Genomic DNA, 19,221 nt, shown 5'->3' with positions numbered 1-19,221 from the left:
AAAGCATGTTATAAAAAGATAAACAAGATGGCTGAAAGGGTACGGAAATTAATATGCAATTATATAGATAAAATATTCATCAAAAAACGTTTTTTAGTGCTTTAAAGAGTTTTTATTGCATATTAATATTTGTATGAATTTTTTCTCTTTATGGTTTTTGTGCTATTTTGCATCACTTGTTAATTTTGTGTTTTTGAATGGGCAGTTTTTACAATTGTTTTTACAACATGTACCACGTTTTAAAAAGAACCAGCGTGAGAACACCATATAGTTGTTCTGCATTGTATAATCGAGATTTTCTATTAGGGGATTATGGCTAGAGAAAGAGGCTGCAAAACTAAGCTGATTTTTAAGTGGTTGCTGATAGAGGGCATTTAAATATAGATTGATTTTAGTCAACGTACAATCTCTGCATAAACAGCTGGTGGTTGTGCTATCAAGCGGTAAAATAGCAGGCAGCTCATTGCACCAACAGGCATTGATATCATCAACGTTGCAGTTAAGAGTCGCTTGGCATTGCGAGCAGGCTAAAATAGTCATTAGATATATTTTAATCTTTAATGAAATAGTCAGTTACAGGATAACAGATAATTAAAAATGAACAGAGCACAAGCGTTAGCAGAATTTGTCACTTTTGGTAAATACAAAGACGAGGCAATAAGTATTATTGTTGCATCAACAATAGATAACCAAGGCCCAATTTACATATTGACGCTCGCAACTGTTTTGGATGTGCTCACTCGCTGCCAAGCAGATGAGATTGATTTAGACGATCTGGAGTTGTGGGCGAATGTTATAGAATCTAGAACCGACATCGACTATAGCGCCGTCGAAGGGGTTATCTATGCCCTCAGCAACAGCGAACAAATGGGCGAGCTTGATAAGAGTAAAGTTGCGAAGTTGGTTGAATTATTAGCAAGTTAGTAGGGGCTAGGTTCTAGGGATATTGCGGCTAACTTCGCCTTGATATGGCTGAAAATAAAAAACGCGGCATAAAGCCGCGCCTACGATGTGATTGTTATCTGAGGAAATCACTTTCCTAGAGCCTTTTACCTAGCTCCTCTATCCTAAAGTCTATTACTTATGATATCCCAAGCAGGTTTCTACTTCGTTTTTCGAACCTAAAATCACCGCTACGCGTTGGTGGATAGCGTCGGGTTGAATATCCATAATGCGTTCTGTGCCAGTTGAGGCGATGCCGCCGGCTTGCTCGATCAGCATAGCCATTGGGTTTGCTTCGTAAAGTAGGCGTAGCTTATTTGGTTTGTTTGGATCTTTAGTGTCGGTTGGGTAGGTAAAAATACCACCGCGACATAACACGCGATGAACATCACCGACCATGGCGGCAATCCAGCGCATGTTAAAGTTACGCGCTCGTGGGCCTGTTTCGCCAGCCATTAAGTCATTTATGTAGTTTTGCATCGCAGGCTGCCAATGGCGTTGATTTGACGCATTGATGGCGTATTCGTTGGTCTCTTCTGGTACTTGGGCAAAATCTTGAGTTAATAAGAAGCTGCCGTGTGTTTTATCTAGCGTGAAGAAACGTGTACCTTTGCCAGTCGTTAATGCAAGCACTGTAGATGGGCCATATAATACATATCCCGCAGCGACTTGGCTTTTACCCGGCTGCATAAAGATACTTTGATCTGCAGGATCTGAGCCTTCAGGCGCTTTCATTACTGAGAAAATAGTACCAACCAATGAATTGATATCGGTATTTGATGAGCCATCAAGTGGGTCAAACGCAACGATATATTCTGCATTCGGGTTGCCAGCTACTGTGTAGTCTTCTTCTTCTGAGGCTATCGCTTTTACGTAGCCTGACTCCAGTAAAATATCTTTAAGTAGTTGGTTGGTCAGAACATCGAGTTTCTTTTGTGTTTCGCCTTGAATGTTTTCATCAAGCGTTGAACCTAGTACACCGGACAGGGCACCTTGGCCGACGCGGAATGAAATTTCTTTACAGGCCGCTAAAATCGTTCTGATCAGTGATATTAACTCTCTAGGGCAACCGTCTTCAAGTAATACCGGAGGTAGTCTACGCATTCTATTTTCCTGATAACGTTATGGGCCATGATAATCATAGGGTGAGAGGGATCATCACAGCAAGCGCTGAATTTCGTCTTAAATAACTGTATTTTAGGTGCAACATCCTATACTGGACACACCTTAACCGTATTTAAAACGCGAATAACAAAGATAAGATTATGCAAAAAATACCATTGATACGTTACATACTCTTTACTGTGTTGCTAACTATGATAACCCAAGCGCACGCAGCAATTAAGTCTATTAATGATTTTACTGAACAAATGAATCATTTTCCGAGCTACTTCTCTTTTTATTACGACACTCAAAACGGTAAAATTTATTTAAAAGTTGATAAACTCAAGCAGCAATTTTTATTACAGCAAAGCTTGCCTTATGGTGTCGGCTCTAACGATATTGGCCTTGATCGCGGCCAGTTAGGCAATACGCATCTTGTACAGTTTGAGCGCTTTGGCGATAAAGTGATGTTACGGGCTATTAATACCTACTACCGTGCAAATACCAGCAATAAAGCCGAACAAAAAAGTATTCAAGAAGCCTTTGCATCAAGTATTTTAGCGGGTTTTAAAGTGGTTGCACAAAGCCCGCAAGCTGTATTGATTGATTACACGCCCTATTTACTGAGCGATGTACATGGTGTGGGTCGAACGCTTGCTGCACGTAAACAAGGCAATTTTAGCCTTGATGAAAGTCGCAGTGCAGTAAATATGGATCGCTCAAAAGCGTTTATGAAAAATACTGAACTTGAAGCTGTGCTGACATTTAATGGCACTCAACCGGGTGAGTATATTCGTCAGGTCAGTGCTGACCCTTACGCATTAACCGTGCATATGCATCACTCTTTAATACAGTTACCTGATGATAATTACACGCCACGTGCGTTTCATCCGCAATCAGGTTATTGGAGTATTGAACATAAAGATTATGCCGCGCCATTAAGTGAATCAATGTTGGTACGTTATATTCCGCGTCATCGTCTAGCGAAAAAAGACCCAAGCTTACCTATTAGCGACCCCGTTGAGCCGATTATTTATTATTTAGATCCAGGCGTACCAGAGCCGGTAAAAACAGCGTTACTCGATGGCGCAAAATGGTGGGATGATGCGTTTTCTCAAGCGGGTTATAAAAATGCATTTATTGTTAAAGTGTTACCAGATAACGCCGATCCTATGGATGTGCGTTATAACGTGATCCAGTGGGTGCATCGTGCAACGCGCGGTTGGTCTTATGGCAGCTCGGTGATCGATCCGCGTACAGGTGAGATTTTAAAAGGTCACGTTACATTAGGCTCACTGCGTGTGCGCCAAGATATTTTAATAGCTGAAGCACTTGCAGCGCCTTATTTAGAAGGTAATGAAGTGGCAAAAACGTTACAAGCAATGGCACTTGATCGTATTCGCCAGCTCAGTGCTCACGAAATTGGTCACACACTTGGTATAGCGCATAATTTCTCTGCGTCAGTGGCTGATCGTGCTTCGGTGATGGATTATCCGCACCCACTAGTGGGCTTTAATGACCAAGGTGAACTCGATGTGAGCCGAGGTTATGCACAAGGTATGGGGCAGTGGGATACGCAAGTTATAAAGTACGGTTACAGTGATTTTCGTAACCTTGATGAAGATGCAGAACTAAGTGCAATTTTAGCGGATAACCAAGCTAAAGGGCTGGAGTTTATTTCTGATAGTGATGCACGAGCGCAAGGTGGCGCGCATCCAACAGCTCATTTATGGGATAACGGCAGTTCGCCAAGTGAAGAGCTATTAAGAGTGCTTGACGTAAGACAACAAGCACTCGCTAAATTTGGTATTAACAATATCAAAGAAGGGACGTCACTATCTCAGCTAGAAGAGATGCTGGTGCCGCTGTATTTATTCCATCGTTATCAGGTCGAGTCTGCTGTAAAACTGATTGCAGGTGTTGATTATGATTACGAAGTACGTGGTCAAGGTATGGTAAAAGGTGCACAAGTTGTTGCAAAGGCAACTCAACAGCTCGCTTTAAAGGCCATCTTAGCTACCCTAAATGCTGACAATTTAGTATTACCAGAATCAGTGTTAGCGCTAATTCCACCCAAGGCCTATGGCGAATCTAAAAGCCGAGAAAGCATTGTTGGCCGCACTGGCTTAACCTTAGATGCAATGGCGCTACCCGAAGTGGCTGCACAACATAGTTTAGCGTTATTGCTAAATAGCCAACGATTAAATCGTTTAGCACAGCAACAAGCGCGCAGTGATGCATTTTTTAGCTTAGATGAACTGCTTGCAAAAGTTTATCAGCAGGTGTTTTTGATTCAGAGTAAAAAAGGCATGGCAGGCAAAATCACTCAGCGGGTGCAGTTATTAACAGCAAAGCAGTTTGCTGATTTAGTCGCCAGTGATAAAGTTGCTCCAGAGGTGCAAGCTCAGTTGCGTTATTACTTAGTAAAACTGAGTAAGGCGTATCAGCAAGAGTCTTTACTTAGCAGTGCTGATGTTGGTGAAAGTGCGTTTAAGCAATACTTAGCCGATCAAATTAAACAGTTTCTGGCTACCGGCAATTGGCCTACAAATTTTACTGCATTACCAATCCCACCAGGATCACCAATTTAAATGTTATCTATAAGGCCCTAGAAGCTAGGGCCTAGTTTCTCTTGCATAAAACTGGTTTTTTGTTAACCTAGCCGCCTTCCATTTTTAGTCTTTTTGAGGTGTTTATGGCGTTTTTATCTCGTTCGATATTGGCGATGTCCATAGCACTATCAAGTCTTAATGTCAGCGCTAAAGCCGTGTGCGAAGTAGAGCTAAGGCATGGTTTGATCATCACTGATGATGTCATTCGTATTGTTGATAAGGGCCAAACCCGCGTACAAATAAATAATGATAATCAACTATTTATCCGTGGCTATTGGATTGATCTAACGTCAGATGAAACCCTAGTGTTAAAACAGTTTAGCGCGGGTATTCGCGATACGGTGCCTGAGTTGGTAGAGTTGGCAACTGACGGTGTTAATCTTGGCTTAAGTGCGATAGAGCAAGTTGTTGAAGGTATGTCGGACAAAGAGTCGGAAGTGCTAAAAACGCAACTGCAATATGTTGAGCGCGCTTTAATGGATAAATTTAAACGCGGTGATGATTTCTTTTTTATTGCCCCACAATCACTATCTAAAATTGATGATTTTTTTACCGAAGAGATCAGTCAAAAAATTCACTCTGCAGTTCATGGCTCTCTCGGCGCTATTTTAGTTTCTCTAGGTGATGCATTTAAGTCCCGCGAAGGTAATATTGAAGATCGTATCAATGACATGGGACAGCGCATGGATATTATTTCAAAAGAAATCGATAAGTCATTGCAGAAAAAAGCTCAACAGTTAGAGTTAAAAGCCTCAGAATACTGTGAATGTTTAAACTCGCTTGATGTCACCGAATCACGATTACAAATGATAGTACCAAGTATGGCTGATTTTGATTTAGTACAAATTAAATCTTAACTTAATCAATTCAATTAAAAAGCCCGCGTAATTAACGCGGGCTTTTTAGTTTTAGGTAACCAATTACTAGGATCTAAACTTGCCGGTTTCAGCTTCTAAATCGCTCGTCAGTCCTTTTATCAAGTCCGTTGCGGCGTGGGCTTGATGCGATAGGTCTGCGGTCTGTGAGGCGGTGTCAGAGATGGTCACAATGCGTCTTGCTGTGTCTTCCCCTGCATCGAGCTGCTCTTTAGCTGCAATGGCTATTTGATGGCTCATTTGTGCTATGGCACTCAAAGATGCAGCAACACGCTGCAACTCTTCACTGGCATCTTTAGATTTCGCTACGGTTTGTTCACTGGTGGCAATACTTAAGTTAACTGAAGTTTTTGCATCTTTAGTGGCGGATTGTAATTTACCGATCATAGTACGAATTTCTTCTGTGCTAGTTTGCGTGCGCTGCGCTAGTTGACGTACTTCATCCGCAACGACCGCAAAGCCTCTTCCTTGTTCACCGGCACGGGCAGCTTCAATGGCTGCATTGAGTGCTAACAGGTTAGTTTGCTCGGCAATACTTTGAATAACAGTAAGCACATTTGCAATATTATTTACTTCATCATCAAGGAGTTGGATGTTATTACCAGCGCTGTCAATTTGTTGCTCTAAAAGAGCTATGGTATTTGCTGCCTCAGCAGTTAAATGACTGGCATTTTGTCCTTGGCTTTCGGCTTCTTGTACTGAAAAGGCGGCTTGCTCGGCATGCTCAACCACTGTTTGCGCAGAGGCTGTTAGCTCAGTGATAGCTGATGCGACCATATGGGTTTCTTCGTTTAGGCTGCGGGTCAGTTTATCAAGCTCAGTTGAGCGGGATTCGTTATCTAAACTCTGATTTTTTAGACTATCAGTAACATCTTTAATACTGCCAACTACACCCCGTAGCCCTTGTTGCATATAGTGCATGGCAGCAATAATGCTTTCAGGTTGGGCGTCAGTACGAATATGCGAATTTAAGTTGCCACGAGAAACTTGCTTAACAATACCAATTACCTCAGTGACTTCACCGCCTAACGCGTTGCTTAAAGAAATACCAAAGCGAGCAATTGCAGCAGTTAAAGCAAGGGCAATAAGTAGTGACAAGCCTAGTAACCACTTAGCGGTATTCCAGTAACGCTCATCAACTTCTTTTTCGCTGATCCGGTACCAACATACCAACCAAAGTAAGGGGTTTTTTGCACCACAGAGGTTAGGTCAACGGTTTCACCATCACGGACAGAATCCCAATGATAGGTAATAATTTTGTTGGTTTGATTACCGACTAATTGTTCAACCATACGACCAATACTGTTACCGCTGGCATCTTTGAAATCATTAAAACTGGTGTTGTGTAGCTGCGGATCGTGAGGTGTAGCAATAAAGTCGAGTTTATCATTCACTACGTACACATATTCACTGTCGTGGTATTTGTTTTCACGCAACATTTGCGTGGCAAATTCACGCGCCTGTTGCTCGGTTAGTTGCCCATTTTTAGCAAGTAACTCAAATTGCTCGACAATATTTGTCGTGCTTTTCATGAGTTGATTGATACGGGCAATATTATCGCTTTCACTTGCGTGGCGAAGAGATTGTAAGCCCAGTAATGCAATAGCATTGAGTGCTACAAACATCGCTCCAGCGAACAAAATTATTTTAGTTCTTAATGCTAAACCTGACAGCACATCGCGCCCCTTATTATTTTTATGACCATGATTTTCTACCATGTTTGTCGGCCAGATGTTAGCTTTAATTAACAATAATATGGGAATTAGACGTGACTTTTACTCAAGTTTCCATTACGGGTAAATTAAAGCGTGATTTCTGCTGCGCTTAAGAGTCGATATTCTCCGCTAGCAAGAGCCTCATCAAGCTCGATATTTGCTACTTTTTCTCTATGTAATTCAACGACCTTATTGCCTACTGCAACGAGCATGCGTTTAACCTGATGATATTTACCTTCGCAGATCGACAGACGCATACGATATGTGGCAAGTTGCTCTGCAATTGCGGGTCTGGTTAGTTCTTTTTCGTTGTGTAATTGCACTCCTTGGCGAAGTTTTTCCAGCGCATCATCCGTTAGAGGTTCTTGTGTTTCAATCAGGTAAGTCTTAAATTTGTTATGTTTTGGGGAGGTGATTTTATGTGACCAATCGCCATCATTGGTAATGATCACAAGCCCAGTTGTATCGAGATCAAGCCGACCTGCAACATGAAAATCACTCATGTTAAGTTCATCGAGTAAATCAAATACCGTTGGGTGTAACTCGTCACTGTTGGCGCATACATAACCGACCGGTTTATTCAGCATATAATAGCGTTTACCTAGAAAAACTAGCGGCTTACCTTGCCATAATACGTTATCTGTCGCTGTGATTGGATGATCATAAGCGCTGATCACCTCGCCATTTACGCTGGCATCTTTACGCTTTATTCCTGCTCTCGCTTTGGTGCGTGGCGTTTCTGCTAGATGGCTAATAAATTTATCTAGGCGGCAAGGGAATTTCATTGGGTTCACACTTCTAGTCGACTACAATGGCGGCGAGTATAACGGATCGTGATAACGCATGACAGTACACAGTGGACAAATATTAGCATATTATCAACAGCAAATAGCCACCGGTAAATTGCAATTTGATGATGCCCAATTAGCAGCGGTGAATGCACTAGACAATCTCGCAATTGCCATTGATAAACCGCATCATTGGTGGCAAAAATCGGTATCTTTGCAAGGCATTTATTTGTATGGACCTGTTGGACGGGGTAAATCGATGCTAATGGATGTGTTTTTTGAGACTGTAGCAATTAAACAAAAAACACGTTTACACTTCCATCATTTTATTGCTCAAGTACATACTCGTCTAGGACAGTTGCAAGGGGTTAAAAACCCGCTGGATAAAATAGCAAATGAGTGGTCAGAAACGCTTAAATTAATTTGTTTTGATGAGTTTTTTGTCTCTGATATTGGCGATGCTATGATCATGGCCGGCCTATTTAAAGCCTTGTTTGCCAAAGGCATCATTTTGGTTGCTACGTCAAATTGTCAACCTGAGCAGCTTTATTATAACGGCTTGCAGCGAGCGCGCTTTTTACCCACCATAGCGTTAATTAAAGCGCATTGTCATATTATTAATGTCACAGGCTCTGTTGACCACCGATTTCGTTTTGGTAAGCACGCAACTCATTATTTTAACAGCTCGGCTAACTCTGAACTGGATGCTGATTTTTTGGCTTTTGCAGATAACTTACAAACAGCAACTGATATTTCTATTTACGGGCGTAAACTGGCGTGTTTAAGGCTCAGCAATAATGCCATTATGTTTGATTTTATGGCGTTGTGCTCAGGCCCGCGTAGTACCGCTGATTATATTCATTTAGCAAAGTACTATCAGCGTGTGTATATCTGTAATGTGCCAGTAATGGGCGCTGCGGCAACAGGTAAGCAAATAGTGCATGGTATTGAAGATAGCTATCAGCGTGAAAAACAAGATTTACAAGAACATACACTAGACGATGAAGCGCGACGCTTTATTGCTTTAGTGGATGAATTTTACGACCGTGGCAAGTTATTGATACTGAGTAGCGAGGTTGGCATTGCTGATTTATATCAAGGTAAAAAGCTGGCATTTGAATACGCACGCACCGAGTCAAGATTAATAGAAATGCAAAACTGGTTCTAGGTTTAAATAAAAAAGGTACGTTCTTGCGACAGGGCAAGATCACGAACTTTACCTTGACTTAAAAGTATGATCTTATACTCCTTTTTAAGGAGCCCCCATGCCTGATATTCAACTATTTAAATATTTCGAATCAATTGCCGACCCTCGCCAGCAGGGTAAAGTTGTCCATAAACTTTTTGATATCATATTCTTAGCTGTCAGCGCTGTCATATCTGGGTGCCAAGGCTGGGAAGATATTGAAGATTTTGGCCATGATAGATTAGATTGGCTCAGGAAGTACGTTCCTCTTGAGCAAGGTATCCCTCGCCATGACACAATCGCTCGTGTGATGAGTCGCATTGATATGACGCAGTTTCAAGATTCTTTTTCTTCTTGGATGAAAGACTGTTCTAAATTAACTCAGGGCGATGTAGTTGCGATTGATGGTAAGCGATTGAAAGGTTCATTTAATCAGTCAGATAGGCGCGATGCACTTTATATGGTCAGTGCATTTGCGTGCGAAAATGGTGTTGTTTTGGCGCAATGCCCTGTTGATAAAAAGTCGAATGAAATAACAGCGTTACCAGAGCTTCTTGAATTACTGGAGATAAAAGGCTGCTTAGTCACGATTGACGCTATGGGGTGTCAAAAATCAATTGCAGAGACAATAGTGGATAAACAAGCCGATTACCTACTGGCAGTAAAAGCGAACCATAAAGGACTGCTGTCACAAGTAGAGAATGCTTTATTACCTGAGGTCACACGACAAGCGTCCGAAGGAGTTTTGTTTAATGAAGCCGATTATCATAAAAACAGAGAAGAATTCAGGTGTTGTGCTGTTAGTCATAACGTAAGTGATTTATCAGAAACGAGCAATTGGAAAGATGCCAAAACAGTGGGAGTTATTGTTTCTTATAGGAAAGAAAAAAACAAAGTAAGCAATGAGTTATGCTATAGATACTACATCAGTTCAGCATATCTATCGGCGGAAGAACTCGCAAGATCCGCACGGCAACATTGGCAAATAGAGAATGGATTACATTGGCGTTTAGATGTCGGATTTAAAGAAGATGATTGCCGAATTAGGCGTGAAGGTGCAGCACCTGTATTTGCGGGGCTGAGACACATCGCATTTAATCAGCTAAAAGCAGAAACAAGCTTTAATAAAGGCATGCCCGCAAAACAGAAAAAAGCTATGCGCAGTACAGATTACCTTGAAAAGGTATTGAAATCATAGACTTTTTTCATGCTCTTGCCCTGGTTCTTGCGATACGTACCTTTGACAACAACCTAGTAGTTATAAAACTAACGAATCATTAACACTTCGTTAGCAATAAATTTTAGACGCTATCATTTAAAAACTATATTGCGCACCTAAGTACATATAACGACCAGTACCACCGCCATATCCACTGTAATAATTACCGTTGCCACTTGGGTAGAATGCGCCTTTATTATCAAATATATTATTAATTCCACCAAACACGCGTAAGTCGCTGTTTGAAGTTAAGGCCATAGTGTAAGAAGCTGATAAACTATGCTTTATATATGAGCCGTAGTCTTGATAAGCAAGAGGCTCTGGGTTGGAAATACAGTCTGCACTTGCAGCGGCACAGTTTTCATTGTTTTCTAACACGGCCGTTAGGTAATCTTTTTCATCTTGTTGATCGGCTTTAAAAGAGCCCAAGAAGTTGGTACGCCAACGAATACGCAAGTCATCCAAACTCCATGCAATTGACATCGCGGCTTTGTCTTTACTGCGACCATATCCAGCATAATGAGTAACTACGTTATTGCCATCTAAACCTTCATAGGTTTGTGAGTTTTCAATAACGTGATTGTAGTCAAGCTTTAAAGATACTTCGCCATAACTACCAATATCAAAATCATAAGTCGCGACTACATCATAACCACGGGCTGTCAGCTCATCTAAATTATATTCACGCTGTAGAATTTTGATAATGTTACCTTCGTTATTTCGGGTGATATCATTACAGAACTCATTATTGCTACCCCAAGCTGCTTCAGAATCGTAACATTCATTCATAATATTTTCGTTACTGATCTCATCAATCGCATCAATAATGGCAATATCGTAGTAATCGATGGCGAGATTAAAACCACGGAAAAACTCCGGTGATAGTGTTACACCAAAGGTATAGGTATCGGCCGTTTCTTCTTTAAGGTTAGGGTTACCTGTACCTGGAGAATAATTGTTATCTTCGCTGTCGAATTTAAAGTTAGGATCCTCAGCTAGCTGTTTAGCAAGAGTTGGCTCTAAACGACAATTATCATGACCTGGCTTAGTTGAGGTCGCCGTTAAGCCATCACAAATATCATCATATGAGTCGAAATCGCCACGCGGTGGAGACATCAATTCGGTAATCGTTGGAGCGCGCTGTGCGCGAGCATAATTTGCGCGTACCATGTAGCCATCAACTGGCTGCCATAGTAAACCTAGTTTATAGCTGGCTACAGTATTGACGTTTTCCATGCTGTAATTAGCTAAGCGTAACGAGGTTTCAGCGGATAAGCTTTTTGCAAGAGGGGCATCTTTTAGTAGTGGAATCGCCAATTCTGCAAAGGCTTCATAGACTTCAACTTCACCATAAAACGAAGGAACAACGTTAAACGTAATACCGCCAACTTTCATGTCCTCACTGGTATCTAAGCTTTGGCTATCTTTACGATATTCGCCACCAAATACCGCAGAAACACTCCCTGCTGGTAATTCAAATAAATCACCTGTGATGTAACCCATCACTGTATATTGCTGAATCTTTGTATCAATAATCGGGTTGCTACGGATCCAGTCGGCCATATCTGGAGTAATTGAACCTTCACCAAATAGATTGATTGGTACACAGCCTGCTGCACGGGCTGCTTCATCTATACATTGAATAGAGCCATCAGCAAGTTTCTCCGCTTGTAATGCTTGATTTAAATTTATTACATTCAGTTCATTATTACGGATTTGATGCTGTTTAAATTGCCCATATCCGGCTGATACATCCCAATCCCATTGGTGATTAAACATAGTACCTTGTAGGCCTGCCCATGTCCGGATAGTGGTACGGTCATTATCAGTACTGATATTACCGACTTCGCCAAAGCGACGATCCCAATAAATGCGGTCTTTGTATGGATTTGCGTCTAAGATTTGTTGTGGCACATACGGGTTATTAATTGGAATGTAGCCCGGTGCGATATCTGCGATTGGATCGCCTGTTACAGCATCATAACGCGGTACGAATGCACCCTCATATTCATCTTCAGGTGACTTACTGTTGAACGAGCCACTTTTACTATATTGCAGTTGGAAGTAACTCATGATGTCGTCGCTGATATCAAAATCGATTTTTACAGCTGTTGACAGGTTATCACTTGGTACATCCAGCATTACGTACTGATTTGAGTTAATACCGTATATTTCTTCATTGCCTTTCCAGTCATCACGCAGTGTTTGACCGTCATACCAAAATTGCGTTTCGTTGTTATTGTTTTCTAGAAAAACGCCGCCTAAGGTGCCATCACTTTTACTTACCCAATCAGCTTGAGTAATGTCACGCATACATTTAGAGCCACTTTCGGTCATCATTTGATTGCACATAAGAGTGTTATTATAGCTATGTGCGGCTTCTATTTTTGCACGATCGCGATCATAGTAACTAATGCCAAAATCGCGGTCCCAGTTAGCACTAAAAAACACATACCCTTTATTATTAGCAAATGAATCGCCGTAGTTTAAATCAAGAGTAAACTCTTTGCCGCCACCTTCAGTGGTTTGGCCACCACGAGCCTGAAAATCAAAGCCTTCTTTTTTGATTGGGTAATTATATTGACGACCCCAGCGACTGCATCGGCTCCATAAGTTGCAGATGCGCCACCACTGATTATTTCAACACGTTCAACCATGCCACTTGGAATGGTATTTAAGCTTACATAGTTACCGCCGTAGCTATTTGACACTACACGGCGACCATCAATAAGAGTAAGGGTACGATTAGCGCCTAAGTCACGTAATTGAACGGTTGAAAGGCCAGTGCCAGAAATACTCGATTGACTTGTATTGTTGCCTATACTTTGGCTAAGTGCAGGCATGTTATCAACAAGAACATCAGATAAGTTACCTAAACCAGTGTCTTGAATCGCCGCGCGATCCATAGTCACTAGTGGTGTGGCAACAGAAAAACTATCACGCTTTAAGCGAGAGCCAGTCACCACTATTTTTTCAGGGGCTTCTTGTTTCTCTTCTTTTATCGTTGTTTTATTTGGCGTTAATTGATGTTCAATTTGTTTATCATTTGCAATTAATTGGCCTGAAAAGCTTGCTGTGATCGCCAGTGCTAATGCGCATTTTTTTGTTAATATACTGCTCACAGATTTCCCTTACATATTGAATCTTGATAAAACTAATGTATTAGTAATCTTTGAAGGGCAGTTCAAAGTACAGCAACTAATGCATTAGCGAATGGGTTTATACCCAAACCAGCTCAGATGTGAGTTTCAGTTAGAATTAAAAGCGATTTAGGCAAGGCATTGATTGGCTCTATTGTTAAAATCAATAACGAAGTATAAATCCGCTTTTAAACCAACCCTTTGGGCGTTTCACAGACACTTACTCTCTTGTTAAAAGGGACTGTCATTGTTGCAAAGTAACGCCTTGATATTAAGCTCCTGTAAAACACTGAATTCTGCATCTTGAGGTGATTTGGGTATATTCGTGAGTTGTTTTAAATAATCGTGAACAAAAACACAATGAAAGGTATCTCGTTTATATCCCTATTTTACATCTATTTTATATCTATTCCTTTATTATCATATGGTTGAGTTTATTCAATCGAATGGTTGGTAAATTGTAATTATGCTGTCTATCGCGTTATTTTGCTTTTTGTGCCAATAAAAGGTTAACCTTCTAGACTTCTAAATATAAGGTGTAAATACGTTATTTATGAAAACTAACCAGTCATTTTCCTTAGGGCAGTGCGAAGTTAATACAATTGAAAATAAGCTGTTATGTGGTGAGAGTGAATGTGTATTGCAACCTAAATTTGTCGAGTTGCTGTGTTTTCTTGTTATGCGTTATCCAGAACTTGTTACTCGTGAAGATCTAATCGATGGTGTCTGGGATGGTAATCAATTTGTCGGTGAAAAAGCGCTGACCAATGCAATCTGGCATTTGCGTAAAACCTTTAAAGAACTAGACCCTGCTCATGCTTATATTGCTACAGTTCGCAAAACAGGCTATCGCTTGGCACAGCAACCAGTATTTTTAGATACTCAAAAGCTAAAATCAGAAGTAAAGCCGCAGTTAACGCAAATAAAAAAGAGTAAACAAGTACTTTTTAGTAGTGTTAAAATTGCAGTCATGGTGGCTACCGTTATGGTATGTCTTGCGTTTTTTTATTTTAAGCGGCAAATTCCGAGTCTTGAGCCGTTAAAGTTCACATCTTTATCTGAACATGTTGAAACCATTACCACGAGCCCAGGTCGGGAGTTATTTCCGGCAATTTCAAACGACAGCCATTTTATTGTTTATTCTTGGCGTCGCCCTGGACAGCAAGCAAACCTTTATCTTCGAGATTTATTTTCACCTGAACAAGCGGCTATAGCCTTAACTGAGAGCTCATTTCTTGAGGGACGTGCTGTATTTAGTCATGATTTAAATAATATATTTTATTATCGGCGAGATGAGCAAAGGCAGTGTGAAATAGTTAAACAAAATTTAACGACAGCAGTAACAAGGGTGTTGGCAACATGCGGTCAAGGCCGAAGCACCGATCTTGATATTAACGCCGCAGGTAATCAGCTGGTATTTATCAGTGATGATAAAAATGATCACGCACAAACACAGCTAAATATTGTTGATCTTCAATCAAGTGAGTTAGCAATAACACGAGTGCCTTGCTCTGGGAACTGTGATTTTAATGATGAATCAGTGGTATTTTCGCCGGATGGTAAACAGCTCGTGGTATCGCGAAATTTAGCCTCCGGCTACGAAGAGCTATTTTTAGTTGAAATTGCTACTGGCAATGCTAAGCAATTGACCTCGGGATTTGTTGATATTCGTGGTGTGGATTGGCACCCGAGTAAAGATTTGTTGGTTTTTTCTGGGGTTGATCAAGGTAAGCGGCATGGTTATTTTTATGAATTAGCAACTGGGCGCTTAGTTGATGCGCACATTGACGGATTAAGTTATCCAGAATACAGCCAAGACGGCAGTTTGTATTTTCACCAATGGGATATCGACTCTACGCTGATGCGAGTTGAAACAAATAATGTGGTGGCGAGCTCTCCATTTCCTGTTTTATCTACACATTTTAATACGCGTTTTCCTGATTACAGTGCTACTAAAAATAAATTGGTATTTGTGTCAAATGAATCAGGCACGACAGAGTTGTGGATTGCCAATAAGGATGGCACACAACGCAAGAAACTAACTCAGTTAAATGCCACTATTTATAGTCCTGTTTGGTCACCAGATGGACGTTATATAGCATTTGTCGTATCTAAAAATGAAGTGAATAGCCTTCGAATTTATGATTTTAATTCACAAAGTAGCAGCCAAATAAATACAGGCCTTAATTATCATGGCAAACCAAGCTGGGCGCCGGATAGTAAGAGTATATTGACCTCAAATAATAATGAGTTATACCGGTTTAATCTCAAAGGCGATAATTTAGGTAAAGCGATTGAGCAATCAACAATGTATGCGTATGAGGATAAGGATGGAGCGTTAATTTTTGCAGATATTGCAGCCAAACAATTATGGATAAAACAGCCTGATAGTGGCCATGCGCAATTACTTGTTGAATCTATTAATTTGTCTAATCATTCATCTTGGTACTATGTTGAGGGAGCAACTCAGGCGTTATCAAGAGTATATTACTTCAATGTAGAACGGGACGATTACCGTTTGAGTTATTATGATTTTTCTACGCAAAGTCAGCATGATTTGATGCGTTTACCTGAGCGTGCATTTAGCCGCAGCTCAGGTTTGACCTATATCGAAAATATAGGCTGGTTAGTGTATACCTCGTATAAATCACCACAAATTGATATTAAGCGTATTAAAGCTGAATATTTACCCTAGAGGCTGTTTAACACTTTCGGTAAATTTCGTGTTCCATATCGTGAACGTTAACGCTTAAGCTGTCTGATTCTCGGCAGTATATTTTTAAACAGTCTAACAACTGCTCGCTGAGTTGTTGCTTTTGTTTAATCGTACGTCCTTGCATAATATGTGCGCCAATATGGATAAAACCTTCCTTACCATCGCCCAATTGATAATGTGTATAGGCTATAGCGCGAGTTTTGATCGTTGCTAATTCAAACAAGCCACTGTTAAACGTTGCTTGATGAATTTTTTCAACCAATACCTGCGGTAATACCGGTAAATCTTCAGAATGTTCAATGATGATATGTGGCATGTTATCTATTTGCTCCCCTAAAAACGATATGTGAAACCTAAGCTGGTTTGAAACTGATTGAGTACATCACCATCAAAATGCCACAAGCATTGCTTGTTTTCGTCTGTTGGTAATGCACATGAAACGTTACTGGCATTATTGACGATCGTTGCAAGCCAGCGAGTTTCAAATAAGATGCGAGCTTGATCGCTAAATAAGTATTCTAAACCGCCATACAGGCCGCTGGCAAAGAAAGTATCAGAGCTGGCGAAGTTAGGACTTATGTAATTTGCACCAATTTGTGCGCCGACATAACTATTAATGTGGTTGCTTAAAGGGACTTCAACAGCACTTTGAAACATAAAATACTGCATTTCAACGTTTTTATCAGGGGAGGATTGAAAGTCACTTTCGGTGTTTGAAAAGTAAAAACCATAACGAGCTGAGTCAATTGTTCTATCAATACTAAAAGCAAGATGGTTACTATCTTTGAGCTCTATAGCTAAACCGTTTTTAGTTTCTAATGATTGATTAAAGCTTTTACCAGTATAAAGACTCAGTGAGTAACCAGCTAACGCACTCTGACTTACTAACAGTAAGCACAGTAAAACAAATACTTTTTTCATGGTGTCGTGCTCGTTGTTGTGATTAATTTAAGTTAGTATTGAAACATAGCTGAATATTAAATGTAAGCCACGAATCGTTTACCCCTACATGGAGCAAGTAATATATGAAACCTATAATGATAGGTGTATTGACAGGTTTATTGATCACCTTAGCGGGCTGCTCTGATGATGTTGCATCAGTTAGTTTGGGATTATTTACCACTAAAGATATTAAAGTTAACTCGCAACAAGACCCGTTAGTAAAAGGTGTAACCTGTCATATTAGCCATATCGAAGCAAACTTAGATTTTGCTGATCCGTCTGATATGTCTATTGCGTGTCGCCAAACAGGACCAATTACTGCCGACCAATTACAAGCGATTGACCGTAGTAAGTCGGGTGAGGTGGTATTTAAATCATCAAAAAGTATTTTATTTAAATCATTAAAAGTGCGTCGAATTTATGATGCGCAAACGCGAACTCTGTTATATCTGTCGTACTCAACTAAAGAGTCAACCGGCAGTCATCATCATGCGTTATCCACTGTGCCATTATATAACACCCAAGCATGGGCATGGGCACAAGAGCAAGAATAAGCAAAAGAGCAAACTATGTTAGCGTTATTTAAAAGCAAACCTTTATTAGATGAACAAGAGCAGCAATGGCTGATTGATACTTTTGTGTGGGCGGTGGAAAATTTTGACAGCGACTATTTCATTAATAACTCGCAATTAGTTTTGCCAAACCACCAATGCTTTCCCGATGCGGTTTCAAGCATTGAAGAAATGGCCAGTAAAGTGTTTGAGCGAGTGGTTGGCTATGCGGGGCTGCAAGCTTGGCCAATTACGCTGGTGGCTCCACAGCAATTGCAGCCGCAAGTATTTCCTCATTTTGCTTTTAGTAATCAGTTACGTGGTGATAATAGCCAATTAATTGTGCCGCCAAGCCATACGGTTAATGTGTCATTTAATCCAAATCAAATTAATCAGCCACAAGATTTAGTGGCCAGCTTTGCCGGTACTTTAGCGACAATTATGATCCACCATGTGGGCGTGTTACCACCAGGCGGTAAAGAGTTTTTACCACAGGCCGCCGATGCCGTGGCATGTTTTTTAGGTTTTGGGGTAATGATGAGCAATACGGTATATCAGTTTAAAGGGGGCTGTGGCTCGTGTTACAACCCCTATGCGAACAGGCAAGCTGCACTTAGTGAACCGCAAACCTTATTTATGCATGCCCTTATTTGCCACTTTAAAGGCTATAAAGATTCTAAAAAAGCATTTAAAGCCGCACTTACGCAGCCAATTCAAAAAGGCGCAAAAGAAATAAAAGCCTTAGTTAATAGTACTGCTAATCCGTTGTTGTTAGCGCTTGATGATAAAAAAGCGGGGTAATCGTGGCTTATTTAGATGAGTTTTTATTGATTGCACTGGCGCACTTTTTTGCTGTAGCAAGCCCTGGCCCAGATTTTGCCATTGTGCTTAAACAAAGTGTTCAGCAGGGGCGTCGTAATGCATTGTGGACCAGCTTTGGGGTAGGCCTGGCTATTTTATTACATGTTAGTTATTGCTTACTCGGGGTTGCGGTTTTATTAACGCAATCACCAAACGTATTTATGGCATTAAAATATTTAGCGGGTGCATACTTGGCCTACATTGGTGTGCAAGCGCTTAGAAGTGCTAGACCGGCGCCAGCGCAGCAAGAAACTGTTTTTCAATCTCAAGGTGTTGAATCCAGTTGGATTGCATTTCGTCGCGGCTTTTTAACCAATGCGTTAAACCCAAAAGCCACGTTATTTTTTATGTCGTTGTTTACTTTAGTGATCAGCCAATCAACGCCATTAATTGTGCAAGCAGGCTATGGGCTGTATATGGCATTGGCAACGTGGGCGTGGTTTTCGTTTCTATCCTTGGTGCTATCAAAGCCTAGTGTTCGCGGTTTTTTTCAAAAAAGTGGCTATTGGTTTGACCGTGGTATTGGCGTGATTTTGATCGCTCTAGCAATAAGAATTGTAGTGTAAGTGT

At 40.8% G+C, this 19,221-nt stretch carries 13 protein-coding genes and 3 pseudogenes; 9 read left to right on the top strand and 7 right to left on the bottom strand.

The window, feature by feature from the left end:
* Window positions 1–162 precede the first annotated feature (162 nt).
* Entirely contained in the window at window positions 163–540 is a 378-nt protein-coding gene (locus P4S61_RS05475) for a DUF5522 domain-containing protein (protein ID WP_337117914.1), read from the bottom strand.
* Window positions 541–597: 57 nt separating this feature from the next.
* Here P4S61_RS05475 and P4S61_RS05470 point away from each other — a divergent pair, with 57 nt between their 5' ends.
* A complete protein-coding gene (locus P4S61_RS05470; protein WP_182819850.1) occupies window positions 598–924 on the top strand; it encodes a hypothetical protein in 327 nt (108 codons plus the stop codon).
* Between the two features lie 153 nt (window positions 925–1,077).
* On the opposite strand, the gene P4S61_RS05465 is transcribed toward P4S61_RS05470, so the two are convergent.
* Complete coding sequence (locus tag P4S61_RS05465; RefSeq protein WP_145234740.1) at window positions 1,078–2,046, bottom strand: class 1 fructose-bisphosphatase; 969 nt, start codon at window positions 2,044–2,046, stop codon at window positions 1,078–1,080.
* Between the two features lie 161 nt (window positions 2,047–2,207).
* Here P4S61_RS05465 and P4S61_RS05460 point away from each other — a divergent pair, with 161 nt between their 5' ends.
* Both P4S61_RS05460 and P4S61_RS05455 read left to right on the top strand, forming a co-directional pair.
* Window positions 2,208–4,637, top strand: a complete 2,430-nt coding sequence (locus tag P4S61_RS05460) for a zinc-dependent metalloprotease (RefSeq protein ID WP_337117913.1) — start codon at window positions 2,208–2,210, stop codon at window positions 4,635–4,637.
* A gap of 104 nt (window positions 4,638–4,741) precedes the next feature.
* Complete coding sequence (locus P4S61_RS05455) at window positions 4,742–5,515, top strand: YggN family protein (RefSeq protein WP_149983146.1); 774 nt, start codon at window positions 4,742–4,744, stop codon at window positions 5,513–5,515.
* Between the two features lie 66 nt (window positions 5,516–5,581).
* Here P4S61_RS05455 and P4S61_RS05450 read toward each other — a convergent pair.
* Both P4S61_RS05450 and P4S61_RS05445 read right to left on the bottom strand, forming a co-directional pair.
* Window positions 5,582–7,251: pseudogene (locus P4S61_RS05450) on the bottom strand (methyl-accepting chemotaxis protein).
* A gap of 83 nt (window positions 7,252–7,334) precedes the next feature.
* On the bottom strand, window positions 7,335–8,033 hold the full coding sequence (locus P4S61_RS05445; RefSeq protein ID WP_337117912.1) for a pseudouridine synthase: 699 nt from the start codon (window positions 8,031–8,033) through the stop codon (window positions 7,335–7,337).
* 58 nt (window positions 8,034–8,091) lie between these two features.
* On the opposite strand from P4S61_RS05445, the gene zapE reads away from it, so the two are divergent.
* Window positions 8,092–9,204, top strand: a complete 1,113-nt coding sequence (zapE, locus tag P4S61_RS05440) for a cell division protein ZapE (RefSeq protein ID WP_182734533.1) — start codon at window positions 8,092–8,094, stop codon at window positions 9,202–9,204.
* 97 nt (window positions 9,205–9,301) lie between these two features.
* Window positions 9,302–10,420 carry an ISAs1 family transposase gene (locus tag P4S61_RS05435; RefSeq protein WP_337117895.1) on the top strand — a complete coding sequence of 373 codons (1,119 nt, stop codon included), beginning with the start codon at window positions 9,302–9,304 and terminating at the stop codon, window positions 10,418–10,420.
* A 117-nt stretch (window positions 10,421–10,537) separates the two neighbouring features.
* Here P4S61_RS05435 and P4S61_RS05430 read toward each other — a convergent pair.
* Window positions 10,538–13,563 (bottom strand): annotated as a pseudogene (locus P4S61_RS05430) (TonB-dependent receptor domain-containing protein).
* A 571-nt stretch (window positions 13,564–14,134) separates the two neighbouring features.
* Here P4S61_RS05430 and P4S61_RS05425 point away from each other — a divergent pair.
* A complete protein-coding gene (locus tag P4S61_RS05425; protein ID WP_337117911.1) occupies window positions 14,135–16,276 on the top strand; it encodes a winged helix-turn-helix domain-containing protein in 2,142 nt (713 codons plus the stop codon).
* Between the two features lie 7 nt (window positions 16,277–16,283).
* On the opposite strand, the gene P4S61_RS05420 is transcribed toward P4S61_RS05425, so the two are convergent.
* A complete protein-coding gene (locus P4S61_RS05420) occupies window positions 16,284–16,613 on the bottom strand; it encodes a 5-carboxymethyl-2-hydroxymuconate Delta-isomerase (protein ID WP_145234757.1) in 330 nt (109 codons plus the stop codon).
* Between the two features lie 17 nt (window positions 16,614–16,630).
* Window positions 16,631–17,218, bottom strand: coding sequence for an outer membrane beta-barrel protein (locus P4S61_RS05415; RefSeq protein ID WP_182734536.1), 588 nt, complete (start codon window positions 17,216–17,218; stop codon window positions 16,631–16,633).
* A 104-nt stretch (window positions 17,219–17,322) separates the two neighbouring features.
* Here P4S61_RS05415 and P4S61_RS05410 point away from each other — a divergent pair, with 104 nt between their 5' ends.
* The 3 genes and pseudogenes from P4S61_RS05410 (at window position 17,323) to P4S61_RS05400 (ending at window position 19,217) form a co-directional block, all read left to right on the top strand.
* Window positions 17,323–17,793, top strand: coding sequence for a CreA family protein (locus P4S61_RS05410; RefSeq protein ID WP_182731318.1), 471 nt, complete (start codon window positions 17,323–17,325; stop codon window positions 17,791–17,793).
* A 15-nt stretch (window positions 17,794–17,808) separates the two neighbouring features.
* Window positions 17,809–18,591: pseudogene (locus tag P4S61_RS05405) on the top strand (hypothetical protein).
* A 2-nt stretch (window positions 18,592–18,593) separates the two neighbouring features.
* Window positions 18,594–19,217: a LysE family translocator gene (locus tag P4S61_RS05400; RefSeq protein ID WP_145234766.1), complete on the top strand. Its 624-nt coding sequence runs from the start codon at window positions 18,594–18,596 to the stop codon at window positions 19,215–19,217.
* Window positions 19,218–19,221 lie beyond the last annotated feature (4 nt).

The organism is Pseudoalteromonas sp. B160, assembly GCF_037162485.1.
GTDB lineage: Bacteria > Pseudomonadota > Gammaproteobacteria > Enterobacterales > Alteromonadaceae > Pseudoalteromonas > Pseudoalteromonas rhizosphaerae.
Note: the sequence above shows the minus strand (reverse complement) of the source record. Positions and strands in the feature narration are given on the sequence as shown.